Here is a 19,017-nt window from a genome sequence, read left to right as displayed (position 1 = left end):
GGTCAGGCGAGATCGCGCGGTGCGCCGGTCCCCATGTACCGGGCCAGGTTGTGATGCAGGTTCACGACGCTGCGCTCGCGGTAGGGGTTGGGCTTCGGGCCGGAGAAGCCGCGCGCCTTCATGCCCTGCTGGACGGCGGCCATGTTGGAGAAGTCCTGCGGCAGGACGGTGCGCCAGCCGGGGTCGTCCTGCGGCGTGAACACCCACTCGGTCTCCGGCTCCCCGCCGGGCGGGAACAGTTCGTAGACGGCGGCCTCGAAGACGCACCTGTCGGGGTCGTAGCCGTAGGGCCGGGCGCTGTAGCACAGCATGTTGTTCAGGCCGTGCCCGATCTGGAAGTTGGGGAAGATCTGCCAGGCGGTGCCGCTCTTCGCGACGGTCTCGGGATCGACGGTCGGCCAGATGACGCCGCGCGCCGCGTCCTCGCGCCGGGACGTCTCCAGCCAGTACCTGAGCACCTGGTCGGGCGGGGTCCCCTCCGGCAGTTCGTCGACCAGCCGGTTCGCGACGTCGACGAGGGTCTCGGTGGTGTTGGTGTTGGCGTTCGCCCAGGTGAAGTTCTGGAGTTCGGCCGTCGACACGCGGGCGTCGGGGCCGTCGCCGACCCGGATCTTCGCCTGGTTCTCCTCCATGCCCTTGGGCGCGTCGTAGCCGATGTTGCTGTGCCTGCCCTGCACCCTGGCCCAGCCGAGGAAGGCGCCGAACGGCCTGAACTCCGGGTGGGTGTACGGGACGTGGTAGGTCTCCATGAACGCTTCGAGGGCCGTCTTCCAGTTGCAGTCGAAGACGAGCCAGCGGCGCCACCGGTAGCGCATGTTCTCCAGGTGGAAGGGGTCGAGCAGGGTGGCCGCGGGTTCCAGGTAGTCCCGCAGGGGTTCGCAGTCCGGATCCGGGTTGATCCAGATCCAGCCGCCCCAGGTGTCGACCTTGACCTGCTTGAGGGCGATCCGCTCGTCGGTCAGCCCGCACGGCCAGTCCTCGCGCTCGGCCACGAAGGTGCACTGGCCGTCGATGTCGTAGCGCCACCCGTGGAAACCGCAGACGAACCGGCGGCCGCGCCCGCGGGCGTCGCGCGCGCCGGGCGGGGTGTCGACGAGCCGGCGTCCGCGGTGCGAGCAGACGTTGTAGTAGGCGCGGAACCTGTCCGGCGCCGTCCGCACCACGATGAACGAGTCGTCGAGGATCTCGTACGTGAGGAAGGAGCCGATCTCGGGAAGCTCCTCCACCCGGCCGACCTGCTGCCACACCTTGGCCCACAGCCGGTCGCGCTCGGCGCGGGCGTACTCCTCGGAGATGTACGCCTCCACGCCGATCGTCAGCGGTTCCGACAGTTCCCCGGCGGAACGCGTTTCCTGGACTTTCTCGGTGGTCTCGCTCATGACATTCTCCGGCCCATGTCAGGAGATCCTCGGTATGGTTGGGAATCAGAAGCGCGTGATCTCCGCGCGGAACGACTCGTCCTTGAGGAACAGTGAGGTGTTGTCGGAATCCAGCCAGCTCCATTTCAGATTGAGGCCGCCGTCCACCAGAATGGTCTGCCCGGTGATGTAGGAGGACAGATCCGAGAGCAGGAAGAGGATCGGGCCCGCCTGTTCCTCCGGCCGCGCGCGCCTGCCCATGGCGATGGCGCGGCGGTCCCGGGCGGGATCCTCCTCGACGTAGGTGCGCGAGGCGGGCGTCGCGGTCACGCCGGGTGCGATGGCGTTCACCCGGATGCCGTGCAGGGCGAGTTCCACGGCCATGGTGCGGGTCGCGGCCACCAGGGCCGCCTTGGCCGTGCCGTAGCCGATGTGGAACGGCGCGGTGTTCATGCCGCTGATCGAGGAGATCGAGACGATCGAGCCCGGCCGGCCTCGCGACCTCAGCTCCCCGGCGACCGCCCGGCTCATGAAGAACATCGTTTCGAGGTTCTGGGCGAGCAGCGCCCGCCAGGACTCGCGGGTCACCCGCGTCCACGGCATCCAGTCCGCCGGCGCCGCGCCGCCCGCGACGTTGACGAGCCCGTACAGGTCGCCGTCCGCCCGGCCGGCGCACTCCAGCACGGCCTCGATGCCCTCGTCGGTGGCGGCGTCGGCCGCGATCGGCACGACCGGCAGGCCGCCCCTCACCAGGGGCCCGATGTGCGTGTCGAGGTTCTCCCGGGAGCGGCTCACCGCGATCACCGTCGCCCCGGCGCGGGCGACCGTCTCCGTGACCGTGGTGCCGATGCCGCCGCCGGCCGCGCCGGAGACGATGACGACGCGTCCGTCCATCCCGAGGAAGCCGTGGTCCATATCCCGCCTCACCTCGTCCTGCGGAGTGCGAGGACGCTGCCCTCGGCGTCGGCGGAGACGAGGAGGGCGCCGTCCGGCCCGGCGGCGATGCCGGCGAACAGGCCCTGAGGCCCGGTGAAAGGCATCAGCCCCTTGAGGGGTTTCGGCGGCTCCCCGAGCGGGGCGCCCACCGGCAGGTCGCGGGCGATCGTGGTCCGGGCCTTGCCGCCGAGGCCGTCGGCCAGGGCGTTCAGGTCGACCTCGACCAGCGTCTTGGCGCCGGCGTCCACGATCGTGAGCGTTCCGTCGGCGGCCAGGATGCCCTGCGGCGCCTCCAGGCCGTCCACCACGGTGTCGACGCCGGAGCCGGTGACCGCCACGACGCGCCCGGCGCCGGACTCCGAGACCAGGCAGGTGCCGTCGGAGTCGAACGCCACGCCCATCGGGCGGTCCAGCCCCGCGGCCAGGGTCGTCACCTCGCCGCCGCGCACGGACACGACGCGTCCGGTGCCGAGTTCGGCGGCCACCACCGCGCCGTCGGGCGCCGTGGCCACGCCGTAGAGCTGGTCGAACGGCACGCTCTCGCCCGCCAGCACCACGTGCTCGCCGGCGGCGGGCCGCCAGCGGGATATCTGTCCGAGGGACGTCGTGACGACGAACTCGCCGTCGCCCGCGGCGGTGACCCCGCGGATGTAGCCGGGCCAGCCGGGGCTGAAGAGCATTCCCAGCGTCCGCGGTTCGCCGCCGGGCGGGAGGGCGTAGAAGTACGTGCCGTCGGCGACGTAGACGGTGCCGTCTCCGCCGGCGGTCAGGTCCAGCGGCCAGGTCAGGCCGCCCGGCAGCACCGCCCGGGTCCGGCCTTCGCCGAGGATCTCGGTGATGTGCCCGGTGAAACCGGAGACGAAGAGGCGGTTCCCGACGAACGTCAGGTTGTCCAGGCCGGGGGCGATGGTGGCGAGGACGGTGCGCTCGCCGCTGCGGGGATCGATCCGCAGGACCTCCCCGGTGGCGACCTGGGTCGAGATGATGCGGCCCTCGGCGTCGAACTTGACCGCGTCCGGGACGCCGAGATCCCCGGCGACCCGCTCGGGCTCGCCGCCGTCCGGGTCGATCCGCCAGATGTCGTTGGTGCCGAGGAGCGGGTAGTACAGCTTGCCGTCAGGCCCGAACTCCATGGCGTTGGGCATCGGCAGGTTCTCCAGCAGGACGCGCGGGGCGCCGCCCTCGAGGTCCATCTCCAGCAGGCGCCCGCCGATCCGGCACTCGTCGACGAACAGGCGGCCCCGGTGGAAGGTGATGCCGTTCGCGCCCGGCACGTCGTCGCGCAGGACCCGCGTCCGGCCGCCGGCGCCGCGCACGCTCACGCGCCCGTCGTAGTACTCGGTGGCGTAGAGGTCGCCGCGCTCGTCGAAGGCCACGTCGTCGGGCGCGACGATGTCGGATCCCTGCGCGCTGACGGTCTCCAGTTCGCCGGTGCCGACGTCGAAGGCGCTGATCTGGCTGCCGGCCACCTGCGCCACGTAGATCCTGCCGTCCGGTCCGGTGCGCAGGCCGTTCGCGCCGAACAGCCGGCTCGGCGGGGTGAGCCGCTCCAGGCTCCACCCCTCGGCGAGTTCGATCGATGTGGCGCCGGTATAGCGCGTCCCGTGCGTCAAGGCGGAGTCTCCCGTGCCGATGAGAACGCACAGGGGAACACGCGGTCGTTCCGGCTGCGCGCAATGGAGCTGAGGAGTGGTAACGATATTTTCCGAGCTGAGAATGATGCTTCCATGGAGAACTGCGAGCGTCAAGGCTCGCCTTGATCAATATTGGCGGTCCGCAACGATCCGCCATTTCGACCGGACTGTTCCGTCAAGGCGTCGTTGACATTTCCAGAACTGTCAAGGAGGCGTTGACAAAGCGGAATCGGCGACCGATTCTTGTGGGGTGGCACCACCGGATCTCGACGCACTCGTCGCCGAAGCCGTGCGCGCCTGCGAGGAGGCGGGCGCGGGGGAGCGGCCCGACCGGATCGGCCGGCTCGCGGCGGCGGCCGGCGTGGCCGAGCGGCTTCGCGCGCTGGCCGACGACCTCGTCGACGACCATGTCGAGCAGTGCCGCCTGCACGGCCGGTCCTGGGCCGAGATCGGGACCGCGCTCGGCGTCAGCCGCCAGGCCGTCGAGCAGCGGTACCGCGCGGCCGGCGGCAGGTGCGAACCGGAGGAGTTCGCCGAGGAGATCTGCACCGCCGTCGCGCACATGAAGGAGGCGGCGGTGCGCCACCGCAACAACGTCATCGGCACCGAGCACGTCCTCTGCGGCCTCCTGGCCGAGAACAACAGCGCGGTCCGGCTCCTGTCGTCCCTCGACGTCCCGGCCGACTCGCTCCGGCGGCGCGTGCAGAGCTCGCTGACCGTGGGGGCGTCCCAGGCGGCCAAGCGGTTCGCCTGGACGCCCCGCACCCGCAAGGTCCTGACGACCGCGCAGGAGCTGGCGGCCGAGGACGGGCGCCCGGTCAGCTGCGAACACCTGCTGCTGGGGCTGGCCGCCCTCGGCCGGGGAGCGGCCGCCGCCGCGCTCGCCGAGGCGTCCGCCGGCCCCTCGGCGCTGGCCAGGGCCCGGTCCCGGCGTCCGGGGGAGGGCTGGGCCGATCGGGTCTAGGCCCGCAGGCGGGCGGCGACCAGGTCCCGGAGCTCGCTCGTCTTGATCTTCGCGCTGCCCGTCAGGGCGACCTCGTCCTCGCGGAGGAAGACCACGTGGCGGGGCACCTTGTAGCTCGCCAGCCGTTCCCGCAGGAACGCGCGGATCTCCGCGGCGCCGAGGCTCCCGTCCGCGTGGGGCACGACGCAGGCGACGACGACCTCGCCCAGCGTCTCGTGGGGGACGCCGACGGTCTGCGTCACCTTGACGCCGGGATGGCCGGCGATCGCCTCGTCCACCTCGCGCGGCGAGACGTTCGCGCCGCCCGTCTTGATGATGTCGGTGAGCCGGCCCTCCCAGAAGAGGCGGCCGGCGCCGTCGAGGTGACCGCCGTCGCCGGTGCGGAAGAAGCCCTCGTCATCGAGCGTCTCGTCGAGCGGCTGCCCGAGGTAGCCCATCATGAGCGTGGGCCCCTTGACGCAGATCTCGCCGCGCTCGCCGCGCGGGACGACGCCGCCCGAGAGCGGATCGACGATCTTCAGCGTCACGCCCGGCAGCGCCTCGCCCATGCTGCCCCCGTGCACGTTCTCCGGCGTGCCGGCGGGGAAGCACGTCGCGATGGTGAAGGTCTCCGTGGTGCCGAAGGCGTGCCCCGGCTCGGACCAGGTGGACGACACCGTCGGGTGACGCGCGAGCGCGGTGCCCTGATCCACGAACCGCAGGCCGCTCAGATCCACCTCGCCCCAGTTGGGCGCGGCCTCCAGCTGCGCCCACTGGTGCGGCCAGGCGATCGGGCAGTTCACCCGCTCCGCCTCCATCAGCTCCAGCGCCTCGGCCGCGTTGAAGCTCTGCTGCAGCACCACGGTCCCGCCGCTGGAGAAGGTGGCGCCGAGCACCATGCCGACATTGCCGGACCAGAAGAAGCCGTTGGCGGTCCAGCTGCGGACGCCGTCCTCCGGGCCGAATCCGTACATGCGTCCGAACCGCCACAGCTGGATGGCGACGCCGCGGTGCGCGTTCAGGACGCCCTTCGGCTTGCTGGTGGAACCCGAGGAGAAGAAGAGCGCGGCCGGGTCGCTCGGCAGTACCGCCGCCGCGGTGGCCTCGACCAGTTCCCTCGGGACGTCGTGGCCCCGCGCCAGGAAGGCGGCCCAGCCTTCGATCGCGCCGTCCGGCCCCGCCTCGCCGACCGCCGCGAGACGGCGCAGGAACGGGAAGCTCAACGACCGCAGCGCGCCGGGCGCGGCCTTGCCGATCTCCGGTTCCAGCCCGGTCAGCACCGCGGCGAAGTCCTTCTTGGGGACGTTCCGCTCGAACAGCAGCATCGAAACGCACGACGCCCGCAACAGGTGCTCCAGCTCCGCAGGCGTCGAGAACGTGCTGAGCGCGACGGCCACGCCTCCCGCGAGGGACGCGCCGAACACTGACGCGATCCATTCGGGGCGGTTCGTCATCAGGACGCCGACGCGTTCGCCCTTGCCGAGGCCGCACGCGCGCAGCGCGCACGCCACCTCGACCGCGCGGTCCCAGAGTTCGGAGTAGGACCAGCGTGTGACGTCCTCGGGCGTGCGGTGGACGAGGGCCTCCCGCTCGCCGTACTCCGCCGTCACCTCGCGAAGGAAACCGGGAAGCGTGAGCGTGCCCAGCCCCGGTTCGGCGGCGAGCGGCAGGCCCGACACGATCGAAGGCGCCGGCGCGGAGAGAGGCGCGGGGACGGGTGCGGATCCGGGGCCGGATCCGGATGTCGGCTTGGCGTCCATCGGCCCACCTCTCAGATCGTTTCTCGGCCGCTAGAACGGCAGCTCGACCTCGGCCGTGCAGTCCACCAGCACGCCGCCGTCCTGGTCGCTGAGGCGCAGCCGCACCTGGACGAGCGGCACGCCCCACGCCGACCCGGCCTGCTTGCCGACCACCTCGGCGTCGAACCAGGTCACGTCGCCCTCGAAGGCGGGACCGCGGAAATCCGCCTTGGCATGGCGCACCATGCCGTCGTGGCCGGCCCAGTAGGCGAGGTAGTCGGTGCACCAGGCGCCCATCGTCGCGCCGTAGCCGTAGGCGCGCGCCATGCCCACGCGGCTCGCCTTGTCACTGTCGATGTGGCCGCGCGAGGGGCCCACGTAGAGCCCGTCGCGCTTTCGCGGGTCGATCCTGGCGCCGTCCTCGTCGAAGCCGAAGCCTTCGGTCCAGCCCGGATCCTGGTTGATCCACGGGTCCTCGACGCCGTCCGGCGCGGTCCAGTGGAAGGTCCCCCAGATGTTGAAGAGGAAGGCGCGGTACTCGGTGGTGAAGCTCGCGATGCTGTGCGGGCCGATCACGCGGCGCGGCAGCGTGTCACCGACCTTCACCTCCTCGAACCGCGGCGAGAGGCCGCCGCGGTTCGACATGAGCCAGTCGTGGCGCGCGGTCTCGATCCCGGCCAGCTCGTCGCTCGTCCAGCGCCGCACCTCGCCGACGCGGTCGTCGTACATGCCCCGCTTCTCCGCCTCGGCGGCGAGGTAGCGGATCGCGGTCGACCGCTCCCGCGCGACCAGCGCGCCGTGCTGGTTCCGGTGCACGGTGTCCCCGCGAGAGAACATCGTGGGGCCGGCGAATCTGGTCTCCACGACCTTGTAGTCGTGGAACCGCCGCTCCTGGAACAGCTTGTCGCCCGGACGCACCGGGCAGCCGTAGAACCACCATTCCTCGCCGCCGAAGATCAGGTGGCTGCCGGGGATGCGGCCGACGCAGGCGGGCTGGGCGCCGTGCCCGTAGTCCAGGGCCACCGCGATGGACTGCGGGGCGACGACGCCGCCGAACCGGGAGTCGCGGGCGAACTCCTCGTCCCAGTGCAGCGGGTTGGGATAGTCCAGGGCCATCACCCAGCGCCGGATGTCGGAGGCGCTGCACGGATCCCACAGCTGCCCGCCGCCGACCGGCCTGCCCACACGGTGATCGACATCGGTGAGGTCGAGCTCGGCGACCTCGGCTTGCGCGGCCTTCTCGCTCACGTGGCTCCTCACTTCCTAGGCGACGGCGCCGGCGTCCTTCAGGGCGATGATCCGCTCCCAGTCCAGGCCGAGTTCGAGGAGGATCTCCTCGGTCTGGGCGGCGAACTCGGGCGCCGGTCCGAGGCCGGGGGCGGTGACGTCGAACTGCACCGGGCTGGCGGCCAGTTCCAGCTCCCCGGCGCGGACGAGGTACTCGTTGGCGCGCACCTGCGGGTCGTCGCCGACCTGCAGGGAGTCCTGGACCGGGGCCCACGGCCCGGCCAGGGTCGCGAAGCGCTCGGTCCACTCGGCGAGGGTGCGGGTGGCGATCGCCTCGCGCAGGATCTCCACGGCCGCCCCGGTGTTGGCGGCGATCAGCTCGGTGGTCGCGAAGCGCGGATCATCGGCCAGCTCCGGCCGGCCGATGTGCTCGCACACGTCCGCCCAGAACTTCGTGGGCTGCAGCATGACCAGGCTCAGGTAGCGGCCGTCGGCGGTGCGGTACAGGCCGGTGAGCGGGTTGTGCGGCGACCCGTGCGCGCCGAGGGGGCCGGGCACGATCGGCTCGCCGAGCCGCAGGGACAGCGCGATCCCGTGCCCCATCGCCCACACGCCGCTGCCGAGCAGGGAGACGTCGACGACGGACGGTTCACCGGTCCGCTCGCGCCTGAGCAGCGCCGCCGCGATGCCGCCGGCGAGGTTGGTGCCGGAGATGGTGTCGCCGTAGGCGGGGCCGGGCGGCGGGACCATTCCCTCGACGCCCGCCGGGGTGAGGCTGGCCGCGGTGGCGCCCCGCGCCCAGAACGCCGTCATGTCGTAGCCGCCGCGCTCGGCCTCGACCCCGCGCGGGCCGAGCGCGCTGCCCCGCGCGTAGACGATGTCCGGGTTCACCTTGCGGATGTCGTCCACGTCGATGCCGAACTTGCGCCGGGCCCCGGGCAGGAAGCTGGTCAGGAACACGTCCGCGCGGCGGGCGAGGTCGAGCAGGACCTCGGTTCCCTCGGGGCGCCCCATGTGCAGGCCGATGCTGCGCTTGCCCCGGTTCGCGTGCTCGACGTTGGGGTTCGGGTCGCCCTCGACGACCATGGTGCCGGTCCGGCGCAGCCCCCGCTGCGGGTCGCCGGTGACGGCGTGCTCGACCTTGATGACGTCGGCGCCCCAGTCGGCGAGCACGGCGCCCGCCGACGGGACGAACCCGTACATCGCGACCTCGAGGACGCGGATCCCTTCGAGCGGCCTCACGCGACCACCGTCGCGAAGGTCTTCGCCTGCAGGAACTCCTCCAGCCCGGCCCGGCCCATCTCCCGGCCGATGCCCGACTGCTTGAAGCCGCCGAAGGGCGCGTCGGGGGCGAAGTAGTTGCCGCCGTTGATGCTGAAGGTGCCGCTGCGGATCCGGCGCGCCACGCCGATGGCGCGCTCGTCGCTCGCGCTGAACACCGCGCCGGACAGGCCGAAGATCGAGTTGTTGGCGATGCGGACGGCGTCGTCCTCGTCGGCGTAGGGGATGACGGCGAGGACGGGCCCGAAGACCTCCTCCTGGGCGATCTCGCTGTCGGGGTCGACGTTCGCGAGCAGGGTGGGCGAGTAGAAGAAGCCCGGGTCGACGCGCTCGCCGCCGGTCACGAGCGTGGCGCCGTCCGCCACGGCACGCTGGACCATCGCGTCCACCTTGTCGCGCTGGCGCTCGCTGATCAGCGGTCCCATGAAGTTCTTGGCGTCGGCGGGATCGCCGAAGGGCACGCCGGCCATGGTGGCCGCGACCTGCTCGACGACCGAGTCGTGCCGGTCGGCCGGCACGAGCAGCCGGGTGGTGATCGCGCAGCCCTGCCCCGCGTGCGAGCAGACCATGAAGCCGGCGAACATGGCCGCGGTGGCGAAGTCGGCGTCGTCGAGCAGCACCATGGCCGACTTCCCGCCGAGTTCGAGGAACACCTTCTTGATCGTGCGGCCGGCCGCCGCCATGATCAGCCGCCCGGTGGCGGTGGAGCCGGTGAAGGTGATCATGTCGACGTCGGGGTGGGTGGCGAGCACCTCGCCCACCGCGACCTCGGACGAGGAGAGGATGTTGACCACGCCCGGCGGGATGTCGGTGTGCTCGGCGATCAGCTCCCCCAGCGCCAGTGTGATCAGCGGGGTGTCCGGGGCGGCCTTCAGCACGATGGTGCATCCGGCGGCGAGCGAGGGGGCCAGCTTGGCCAGCGCGAGCTGGTTGGGGAAGTTGTAGGCCACGATCGCGGCCACCACTCCCGCGGCCTCCTTCTCGACCCAGCGGCGGTGGCGCCGTCCGCGCGACTCGATCTCGCCCAGCTCCTCGGTCAGCGGATACTCCTCCAGCAGGTCCGCGTAGAACCGGACGATCTCGATCGCCTCGTCCAGATGCGGGCCGTGGGTCAGCGAGCGGGGCGCGCCCACCTCCGCGATCGTCAGTTCCCGCAGGTCCTCGCGCTGCTCGGTCAGCGCCCGGTGCAACTGGTTCAGGCAGCGGATCCGGAACTCCACGTCGGTCGACCAGTCCGTGGCGTCGAAGGCCCGCCGGGCGGCCGCCACCGCGGCTTCGGCCTCGGCTGTCGTCGCGTCGGGGGCGTCTGCGAGGAACTCACCGGTGGCGGGGTTCAGCGAGGCGAGCCTGCGCTCGCTGTCCACCAGTCGCCCATCGATGAGAAGGCGCCTGCCGGCGGCCCGCGCGGTGCCGGCCCCGCCGGCCTCCCCGGTGTCCGCGACCTGCGCGGTCGTGTCCTGAGATCCCATCGCGGCCTCCTCGTGTAGTGAGGTGGAAACTACATTCTCCTCATTCGTAAATCAACATCCAGCAGGGCCTTCCGAAGGATGTGCTTTTGAGAGTATGGTTCTCATTCAAGAAAGGCGTATTTCCAAGATCGTCGGGCTGTCGCGCCCGAATCCCGCCGGTAACCGCCACCTGCTCCCGCCGAGCCGTTGATCACGATGAGAGAGGACAGCGCGCATGGGACGCGTTCAGGGCAAGGTCGCCTTCATCACGGGCGCGGCGCGCGGCCAAGGCCGCAGCCACGCCGTACGGCTGGCCCAGGAGGGCGCCGACATCATCGCGGTCGACCGGTGCCAGGACTACGAGACCGTGGGCTACCCGATGGCGAGCCCGGACGACCTCAAGGAGACCGCGCGCCTGATCGAGGAGCAGGGCCGGCGCTGCGTGCCGGTCCAGGCCGACGTGCGCGACGCCGCGCGGCTGAGCGACGCGCTGGAGCAGGGCATCGCGGAACTCGGCAAGGTCGACGTCGTGGTGGCCCAGGCCGGGATCGCGCCGCTCCGGGGGGAGCCGCCGATGCAGGCCTGGATCGACGTCGTCAACGTCAACCTGATCGGGACGATCAACGCCATCCAGGTCGCGATCCCGCACCTGACCGAGGGCGCGTCCATCATCGCGACCGGCTCGGCCGCGGCGCTCATGCCCCAGGGGATGGCGCAGGGCGAGCCCGGCAACAACCCCGGCGGCACCGGCTACGCCTACACCAAGCGCGCGCTGGCGGAGTACGTCCACGAGCTGGCGACCAACCTCGCGCCACGCGGGATCCGCGCCAACGTGGTGCACCCGACCAACTGCAACACCCCGATGCTGCAGAGCGAGCCGATGTACCGGTCGTTCCGCCCCGACCTGGAGAACCCGACCCGCGCCGACGCCGAACCGGCCTTCTACGTCCAGCAGGCCATGAAGGTCCCCTACGTCGAGCCCGAGGAGATCAGCAAGGCCGTGGTCTTCCTCGCGTCGGACGAGGCCGGCTTCGTGACCGGCATGCAGATGCGCGTCGACGCGGGCGGCTATCTCAGGTGGCACGGCTACCGGGTCTGAGAACCCGGCGAAGAACACCGATCCAATCGCGACAGGGAGGACGCCGTGAAGGTGCGGGTCGACTCGGAACGCTGCCAGGGCCACACGCTCTGCTCCATCATCGCTCCCGAGGTCTTCGAGCCCAGTGAGATCGACGGTCACTCGACGGTCGTCAAGGAGGATGTCCCGCCGGAGCTCGAGTCGAAGGTCGTCGAGGCCGTCAACTCCTGCCCGGAACGGGCGATCTCCACGTTCTAGGGATCACCTGGCGTCCGGGTGTCGTACTCCAGCCTCAAGCCCCTCCGGGAGGGACAAACGCCGTGAGCACGGAAGACGTCGTCAACGACGGAGACCGCAAGAAGGCCCGGTACCAGTTCGACAAGCACGCACCGGACTACCGCGAACGATTCGACGAGATCACCACCGAGATGCACGAGGCGTGCCCCGTCGCGTGGTCCGACACCCACGGCGGCCACTGGGTCGCCGCCGGCGCCCGTGAGGTCTTCGAACTCGCCACCCGCGCCGACGTCCTGTCCAACGACCACGACGTCCACGGCGAGCGCCGGGGGTACGTGGGCATCTCCATCCCGACGGCCAAGCGGTCCGGCCGCGGCGGCTTCCTGGAGATGGATCCGCCCGAGCAGCGCTACTACCGGCAGGCGCTCAACCCCTACCTCTCCCCGGCGGCGGTCAAGCGCTGGATCCCGGTGATCGACGAGATCGTGCGGGCCGCGCTGGACGAGCGGATCGAGGACGGGCGGATCGACTTCGTCGACGACTTCGTCAACATCGTGCCGGCCGTCCTGACGATGGCCATGATGGGCATCCCGCTGAAGAACTGGGTCGTCTACAACGAGCCGGCGCACGCCGCGATCTACACGCCGCCCGACTCGCCCGACATGCAGCGGGTCATCGAGATGCACATCGCGATGATGGTGAACCTCGTCGAGCAGATGGAGGAGGTCAAGGCGAACCCCCGGCCGGGCCTGATCGACGCGGTCGTCAACGCCGACATCGGCGGCCGGAAGCCGTCCGACGAGGACGCCCGCGGAGTGCTGGGCCTGCTCATCGGCGGCGGTTTCGACACGACGACCGCGCTCAGCGCGCACGCGCTGGAGTGGCTGTCGGAGAACCCGGAGGAGCGGGCGAGGCTGAGCCGCGAGCGCGACATCCTGCTCGACTCGGCGACCGAGGAGTTCCTGCGCTTCTTCAACCCGGCGGTGGGCGACGGACGGACGTTCTCCACGGACTGCGAGATCGGCGGCGTCCAGTTCAAGGAGGGCGAGCGGCTGTGGCTGTCCTGGGCGATGGCCAACAAGGACCCGTCCGCGTTCCCCGACCCCTACAGGGTCGACCTCGCCCGAAAGAACAACCGGCACAACAGCTTCGGCCTCGGCGTCCACCGCTGCATCGGCTCGAACGTCGCGCGCACGGTGTTCAAGCGGATGGTCGTCCAGGTGCTCGACCGGATGCCGGACTACGTGTGCGACCCCGCCGGCACGGTGCACTACGACACCGTCGGCGTGATCAACGGGATGCGCCACCTCCCGGCGACCTTCACCCCGGGCAGGCCGCTCGGCGCCGGCCTGGAGGAGACGCTCGCCAAGCTGCAGGAGGTCTGCGACGAGCAGCAGCTCGCCGCGCCGGTCACGCGCATGCGGGGGCAGGCGAAGCTCTGATGGAGCGGTATCACTTCGACCGGCACGCGCCGGACTACCACCACCGGTTCGAAGCGATCACGCGGGAGATGCACGAGAAGTGCCCCATCGCCTGGACGGACACCTACGGCGGCCACTGGGTCGCCGCCGGGAACCGCGAGGTCTTCGAGCTGGCCACGGCCGCCGAATACCTCTCCAACGACAACGACATAGACAACGAGAAGCGCGGCTACACCGGCATCCTCATCCCGACGCCGCCGGTTCGGACGCGGGGCGGCTTCCTGGAGATGGACCCGCCCGAGCAGCGGCACTACCGGCAGGCGCTCAACCCCTACCTCTCCCCGGCGGCGATCAGGCGCTGGATCCCGCTGATCGACGAAGTCGTGCGGGCCGCGCTGGACGAGCGGATCGAGGACGGGCGGATCGACTTCGTCGAGGACTTCGCCAACGTCGTGCCGGCGGTCGTCACGATGGCGCTGATGGGCATCCCGCTGAAGAAGTGGGCCATCTACAACGAGCCGGCGCACGCCTCGATCTACACGCCGCCCGACTCTCCGGAGATGGACCGGGTCCTCACCCAGATGTTCGAGATGCTGGACGACCTGCGGGCGATGCTGGTGGAGATCCGGGAGAGCCGCCGTCCCGGCCTGGTCGACGCGCTCGCCACCGCGCGGATCAACGGCCGGACGCCGCCGGACGAGGAACTCCTCGGCGTGCTGGCCCTGATCATCGGGGGCGGCTTCGACACGACGACGGCGCTGACCGCCCATGCGCTGGAGTGGCTGTCGGAGAATCCGGACGAGCGGGCGAGGCTGAGCCGCGAGCGCGACACCCTGCTCGACTCGGCGACCGAGGAGTTCCTGCGCTTCTACACGCCGGCCCCCGGTGACGGGCGCACCGTCTCGGCCGACTGCGAGCTCGCCGGGACCCGGTTCGAGGAGGGGGACCGGCTGTGGCTGTCGTGGGCGATGGCCAACCGCGACCCGGCGGCCTTCCCGGACCCGCACACCGTCGACCTGGCACGCAGGAACAACCGGCACAACAGCTTCGGCCTGGGCATCCACCGCTGCATCGGCTCGAACCTGGCGCGCACGGTCTTCAAGCGGATGCTCGTCCAGGTGCTCGACCGGATGCCGGACTTCGCGTGCGACCCCGAGGGGGCGGTGCACTACGACACCATCGGCATCATCAACGGCATGCGGAACCTGCCGGCGACGTTCACCCCCGGCGAGCGGCTCGGCGCCGGGCTCGAGGAGACCCTGGACGACCTGCAGCGGATCTGCGACGAGCAGCGGCTCGCCGAACCCGTCACCGTCCGGAGCGCGCAGGCCGAGATCGACCGCTGATCCCGCCGGTCCGGACACGACCCACGACCGGACGAGCCGGATGACCGGATAAGCCGTGACCCGTGTGAGGAGATGACGTGGCCGGAGCGCCGGGGCGACCCCTGCCGCAGGTGACGCTGGAGAACGAGTTCTTCTGGACGTCGGGCGCCGACGGCCGGCTCCGCGTCCAGGACTGCGGGTCGTGCGCGGCCCTGATCCATCCGCCGCGGCCGGTGTGCCGGTACTGCCGCGGGCGCGAGATGGGCGTGCGGGCCGTGTCGGGGCGCGCGACGCTCATCGGCTTCACCGTCAACCACCGGTTCAGCCTGCCCGGACTGCCGGCGCCCTACGTGGTGGCGCAGGTGGCGATCGAGGAGGACCCGCGCGTCCGGCTCACCACCAACGCCGTCGAGTGCGACCCGGACGAGCTGCGGCTGGGGATGCGGATGGAGGTCGTCTTCGAGCAGCACGGGGACGTCTGGCTGCCGCTGTTCCGGCCCGCGGCCGAGCAGGGCGAACCGGCTCCGCCGCCGCGGGACGAGATCGAGCCGGGGCAGATGTGGCGGCACGTCCGCCCGATGGTCACCGCGGACAAGTTCGAGGACAAGGTCGCGATCACCGGCATCGGGTCGTCGCGGGTCGGGCGCCGCCAGATGCGTCCCCCGCTGGCGCTGACGGTGGACGCGTGCGAGCGGGCCGTCGCGGACGCCGGGCTCGCCATGAGCGATGTCGACGGCCTGTCGACGTGGCCGGGGGCCGGGCAGCTCAGCGGGTTCGGCGAGGGCGGGGTCACGGCCCTGGAGGACGCCCTGGGCATCCGGCCGACCTGGTACAACGGCGGCGGCGAGACCTTCGGGCCGGGCGGTTCGGTGATCGGGGCGATGCTGGCGGTGGCCTCCGGGATGGCCCGGCACGTGCTGTGCTTCCGCACCATCTGGGAGTCCACCTACAACGAGCTCGTGAAGGCGGGCAGGATCGCGCCGCCGTCCGGGCGCGGCGGGATGATGGACTCGCTGCTGCCGTTCGGCGCGGTGTCGGCGGCGCACACCCTGGCGCAGACCGCGCAGCGGCACTTCCACCGCTACGGGACCACGCGCGAGACGCTCGGCTGGATCGCGCTGAACCAGCGCGCGAACGCGGCGCTCAACCCGGCCGCGATCTACCGCGACCCGCTGACGATGGACGACTACCTCCAGGCCAGGACCATCACCACGCCGTTCGGGCTCTACGACTGCGACGTGCCGTGCGACGCCGCGGTGGCCGTGATCGTGTCGGCGAGGGACGCCGCGCGGGACCTCGCCCGGCCGCCCGTCCTGGTGGAGGCCGTGGGCACCCAGATCATCGAGCGGCTCGAATGGGACCAGAGCACGCTGACCCACGAACCCCAGGTCCTCGCGCAGGCCGCGCACCTCTGGACGCGCACGTCGCTGCGCCCCTCGGACGTCGACGTCGCGCAGCTGTACGACGGCTTCACCTTCAACTGCCTGTCCTGGATCGAGGCGCTCGGCTTCTGCGGCATCGGCGAGGCCCGGGACTTCCTCGACGGCGGCAAGAACATCGCGCGCGACGGCGTCGTGCCGCTGAACACCCACGGCGGCCAGCTCTCCCACGGACGCACCCACGGTATGGGCCTGGTGCACGAGGCGGTCGTACAGTTGCGCGGCGAGGGTGGGCCGAGACAGGTGCCCGGAGCGCGGGTCGCCGCGGTCAGCGGCGGCGGTCTCACCCCCAGCGGAGTGATGCTGCTCAGGACGGACGCGTGACGTCCGGAAAGGTGAGGTAGATGGACGCCGAGGTCGTCGCCCTGCTGCTGGTACGCGCGGTGCTGGGCGTCACGATGATCGCGCACGGGGTCAATCACTGGGTGGGCGGTGGCCGCATCGACGGCACCGCCCGCTGGTTCTCGGGGCTCGGCCTGCGGCACGGGAGGGTGCAGGCGTGGGCGAGCGTGGTCACCGAGATCGGCGCGGGCGCGCTGCTGGTGATCGGCTTCCTCACGCCGCTGGCCTGCGCGGCGGTCATCTCGGTGATGCTGGTCGCGGGGATCCTCGCGCACCGCCCGAACGGGTTCTTCGTCTTCAAGGAGGGCTACGAGTACGTCCTCGTGCTGGCGGTGGTCTCGCTGGCCCTGGCGCTGCTCGGCCCGGGCAACTGGTCGGTGGACGACGCCGCCGGGATCGTGCTGGACGGCTGGGCGGGCGGCGGCGTCGCGCTCGGCGTGGCCGCGGTCGCGACGGCGGGCCTGCTCGCGACGTTCTGGCGGCCCGAGCCGAAGACGGTCGAACAGCAAGTTTGAGACTCTTACTTACGACTTTGGAGAATGCTATTCTCCATCCATGGGCCGGGCGAACGGCACGCTTCCCCCTGGAGGTCGCTGGTGGAGTTCGAGTTCGACGAGGACCAACGGCTCCTCCAGCAGATGGTCCGCGAGACCGTGGCCAGGTCGCGGTCGCTTCCCGAGGAGCGGCTCTGGAAGGAGTACCTGGAACTCGGCTGGCTGGAGGCTCCGCCCGTGGAGCTCGCGATCGTCCTGGAGGAGCTGGCGTACGCCGCCGACCCGACGCCCTTCCTGGCCACGGTGACCTGGTTCGCGCCGCTCGCCGGACGGCTCCCCGACGGGTCCGGTACCGGAGTGTCCGACGGGACGGGACGCTACGTCCTCGACGCCGACCGCGCCGACGAGATCGCGCTGCTGACCCGCGACGGAGTCTCCGTGGTGAAAGGCACGGACGTCCGCGCCGAGCGCGTCGACACCTTCGCCCACGGTCTGCACGTCGCTCACGTGGACGCGCCCGGCCTCGTGGCGGGCGTCCCCGACCTGACGCTCATGGGCCTGGCGATCTCCACGGTCGGCAGCTGCCGCCGCATCCTGGACATGGCCGTCGAGCACGTGAAGCAGCGGGTCCAGTTCGACGTGCCGATCGGCTCGTTCCAGGCGGTCAAGCACAAGGCCGCCGACATGCACGTGGCGATCGAGCGGGCCCGGGTGCTGGCCTACTTCTCGGCACTGACGATCGCCGAGGACGACCCGCGCCGCGGCAGGGCCGCCTCGATGGCCAAGGCCGCCGCGGGCGAGTGCCAGCGCGTGGTGTTCAAGCACGGCCTGCAGCTCTTCGGCGCCATGGGCTTCACCTGGGAGAACGAGCTCCAGGTCCACCTCAAGCGGGCCAAGGCCTGCGACCTGCTGCTCGGCACGGCATCGGTGCACAGAAGGGCGCTGCTGGGATGAAGCTGGCCACCGACCCCGACCTGGAGAAGTTCCGCGCCGAGTTCTCCGCCTTCCTCGACGCGCACCTGCCGAGCGAGGCGGAGGCCGTGCCCCGGCCGCGGTCGAGCGCGGACGTGCCGGAGTGGGCCAGGCGATGGCAGCGCACCCTGTTCGACGCGGGCTGGCTGCTGCCCGGCAACCCGCCCGAGTACGGCGGGCGGAACGCCACGCTGCCGCAGCAGCTCGTCCACCTGGAGGAGCTGTCGCGGCGCCGGATCTACCACAGCTTCAACCCGCAGGGCGTCGGCATCATCGCGGCCTCGATCCTGAGCTTCGGGACCGAGGAGCAGAAGCGGCGGTGGGCCGTCCCGATCCTGCGGGCGGAGATCACGGCCGCGCTCGGCATGAGCGAACCGGGAGCCGGGTCGGACCTCGCCGGGCTGCGCACCCGTGCGGCGCTCGACGGCGACCACTTCGTGGTGAACGGGCAGAAGGTGTGGACGTCGGGGGCGCACCACGCGGACGTCCTGCTGACCTTCGTGCGAACCGACCCCGACGCACCCAAGCACCGGGGTATCAGCGTCCTGCTCGTCCCGACCGCGACCGAGGGAGTGGTCAGGAGGCCGTTCGCCTCGATCGTCGGGCAGGACGACGTCGACTTCAACGAGGTCTTCTTCACCGACGCGCGGGTGCCCCGGGAGAACCTGATCGGCCCGCTCGAGGGGGGCTGGCGGGTGGCCCACGGGTCGCTCGGGCACGAGCGGAACCTGCTGTGGCTGAGCTTCGCCGAACGGATGGAGGACCTGATCCGGGACGCGCCCAGCGACGCCGAGTGGTACGCGACGCTGCAGATGGACCTGCAGGCCCTCCGCCTCCTCGGCTACCGGCAGCTCGGCGGCGACCGGGACCCGGCGGAACTGTCGGTGCTCAAGCTGCTCGGCTCGGAGGCGGTGCAGGCCGCGGCGCTGCACGCCTTCGAGGAACGCGGGGAGGACGCGCTGCCGCATCCCGGGCGGACCGCTCCGTACAACCACATGAACCTGGAGGTCTTCACCTCCAGCTGGTTCGACCGCTACGTGCGGAGCTTCGCGGGGACGATCGCCGGCGGGACGTCGGAGATCCAGCGCAACATCATCGCCGAGCGCGTCCTCGGCCTGCCCCGATGACCTGCCCCGACGACCT

16 protein-coding genes are annotated in these 19,017 nt (G+C 71.3%); 9 read left to right on the top strand and 7 right to left on the bottom strand.

Going from position 1 to position 19,017, the window contains the following annotated elements; translation table 11 throughout:
* Window positions 1-2 precede the first annotated feature (2 nt).
* The 3 genes from SM418_RS08475 to SM418_RS08465 are packed head-to-tail and all read right to left on the bottom strand — an operon-like array spanning window position 3 to window position 3,907.
* Window positions 3-1,379 carry an aromatic ring-hydroxylating oxygenase subunit alpha gene (locus SM418_RS08475; protein WP_371940109.1) on the bottom strand — a complete coding sequence of 459 codons (1,377 nt, stop codon included), beginning with the start codon at window positions 1,377-1,379 and terminating at the stop codon, window positions 3-5.
* A 45-nt stretch (window positions 1,380-1,424) separates the two neighbouring features.
* Window positions 1,425-2,273 (bottom strand): SDR family NAD(P)-dependent oxidoreductase, encoded by an 849-nt coding sequence (locus SM418_RS08470; protein ID WP_371940108.1) that lies wholly within the window; start codon window positions 2,271-2,273, stop codon window positions 1,425-1,427.
* Window positions 2,274-2,281: 8 nt separating this feature from the next.
* On the bottom strand, window positions 2,282-3,907 hold the full coding sequence (locus SM418_RS08465; RefSeq protein ID WP_371940107.1) for an SMP-30/gluconolactonase/LRE family protein: 1,626 nt from the start codon (window positions 3,905-3,907) through the stop codon (window positions 2,282-2,284).
* Window positions 3,908-4,178: 271 nt separating this feature from the next.
* Between SM418_RS08465 and SM418_RS08460 the strand changes: the two genes are divergently transcribed.
* The gene (locus tag SM418_RS08460; protein ID WP_371940106.1) at window positions 4,179-4,892 is read left to right on the top strand and encodes a Clp protease N-terminal domain-containing protein; all 714 of its coding nucleotides are present in this window, start codon (window positions 4,179-4,181) and stop codon (window positions 4,890-4,892) included.
* Here SM418_RS08460 and SM418_RS08455 read toward each other — a convergent pair.
* From SM418_RS08455 to SM418_RS08440, 4 genes are read right to left on the bottom strand one after another with little or no spacing between them, the layout of a single operon-like run.
* Window positions 4,889-6,631, bottom strand: coding sequence for a class I adenylate-forming enzyme family protein (locus SM418_RS08455; protein WP_371940105.1), 1,743 nt, complete (start codon window positions 6,629-6,631; stop codon window positions 4,889-4,891). The genes SM418_RS08460 and SM418_RS08455 overlap by 4 nt on opposite strands.
* Window positions 6,632-6,661: 30 nt before the next feature.
* Window positions 6,662-7,858, bottom strand: coding sequence for an FAS1-like dehydratase domain-containing protein (locus tag SM418_RS08450; RefSeq protein WP_371940104.1), 1,197 nt, complete (start codon window positions 7,856-7,858; stop codon window positions 6,662-6,664).
* 15 nt (window positions 7,859-7,873) lie between these two features.
* Complete coding sequence (locus tag SM418_RS08445) at window positions 7,874-9,079, bottom strand: CaiB/BaiF CoA transferase family protein (protein ID WP_371940103.1); 1,206 nt, start codon at window positions 9,077-9,079, stop codon at window positions 7,874-7,876.
* A complete protein-coding gene (locus SM418_RS08440) occupies window positions 9,076-10,587 on the bottom strand; it encodes an aldehyde dehydrogenase family protein (RefSeq protein ID WP_371940102.1) in 1,512 nt (503 codons plus the stop codon). Before SM418_RS08440 ends, SM418_RS08445 begins: the two co-directional genes overlap by 4 nt.
* A gap of 214 nt (window positions 10,588-10,801) precedes the next feature.
* On the opposite strand from SM418_RS08440, the gene SM418_RS08435 reads away from it, so the two are divergent.
* The 8 genes from SM418_RS08435 (at window position 10,802) to SM418_RS08400 (ending at window position 19,001) form a co-directional block, all read left to right on the top strand.
* Window positions 10,802-11,665, top strand: coding sequence for a mycofactocin-coupled SDR family oxidoreductase (locus SM418_RS08435; RefSeq protein ID WP_371940101.1), 864 nt, complete (start codon window positions 10,802-10,804; stop codon window positions 11,663-11,665).
* A 45-nt stretch (window positions 11,666-11,710) separates the two neighbouring features.
* Entirely contained in the window at window positions 11,711-11,902 is a 192-nt protein-coding gene (locus SM418_RS08430) for a ferredoxin (RefSeq protein WP_371940100.1), read from the top strand.
* 62 nt (window positions 11,903-11,964) lie between these two features.
* The gene (locus SM418_RS08425) at window positions 11,965-13,323 is read left to right on the top strand and encodes a cytochrome P450 (RefSeq protein ID WP_371940099.1); all 1,359 of its coding nucleotides are present in this window, start codon (window positions 11,965-11,967) and stop codon (window positions 13,321-13,323) included.
* On the top strand, window positions 13,323-14,648 hold the full coding sequence (locus SM418_RS08420) for a cytochrome P450 (protein WP_371940098.1): 1,326 nt from the start codon (window positions 13,323-13,325) through the stop codon (window positions 14,646-14,648). Before SM418_RS08425 ends, SM418_RS08420 begins: the two co-directional genes overlap by 1 nt.
* 77 nt (window positions 14,649-14,725) lie before the next feature.
* Window positions 14,726-16,390, top strand: a complete 1,665-nt coding sequence (locus SM418_RS08415) for a thiolase C-terminal domain-containing protein (RefSeq protein WP_371940097.1) — start codon at window positions 14,726-14,728, stop codon at window positions 16,388-16,390.
* Window positions 16,391-16,410: 20 nt separating this feature from the next.
* Window positions 16,411-16,923: a DoxX family protein gene (locus SM418_RS08410; protein ID WP_371940096.1), complete on the top strand. Its 513-nt coding sequence runs from the start codon at window positions 16,411-16,413 to the stop codon at window positions 16,921-16,923.
* Window positions 16,924-17,004: 81 nt separating this feature from the next.
* Window positions 17,005-17,856, top strand: coding sequence for an acyl-CoA dehydrogenase family protein (locus SM418_RS08405; protein WP_371940095.1), 852 nt, complete (start codon window positions 17,005-17,007; stop codon window positions 17,854-17,856).
* Complete coding sequence (locus SM418_RS08400) at window positions 17,853-19,001, top strand: acyl-CoA dehydrogenase family protein (RefSeq protein ID WP_371940094.1); 1,149 nt, start codon at window positions 17,853-17,855, stop codon at window positions 18,999-19,001. Before SM418_RS08405 ends, SM418_RS08400 begins: the two co-directional genes overlap by 4 nt.
* Window positions 19,002-19,017 lie beyond the last annotated feature (16 nt).

The organism is Actinomadura chokoriensis (genome assembly GCF_041463665.1).
Lineage (GTDB): Bacteria > Actinomycetota > Actinomycetes > Streptosporangiales > Streptosporangiaceae > Spirillospora > Spirillospora chokoriensis_A.
Note: the sequence above shows the minus strand (reverse complement) of the source record. Positions and strands in the feature narration are given on the sequence as shown.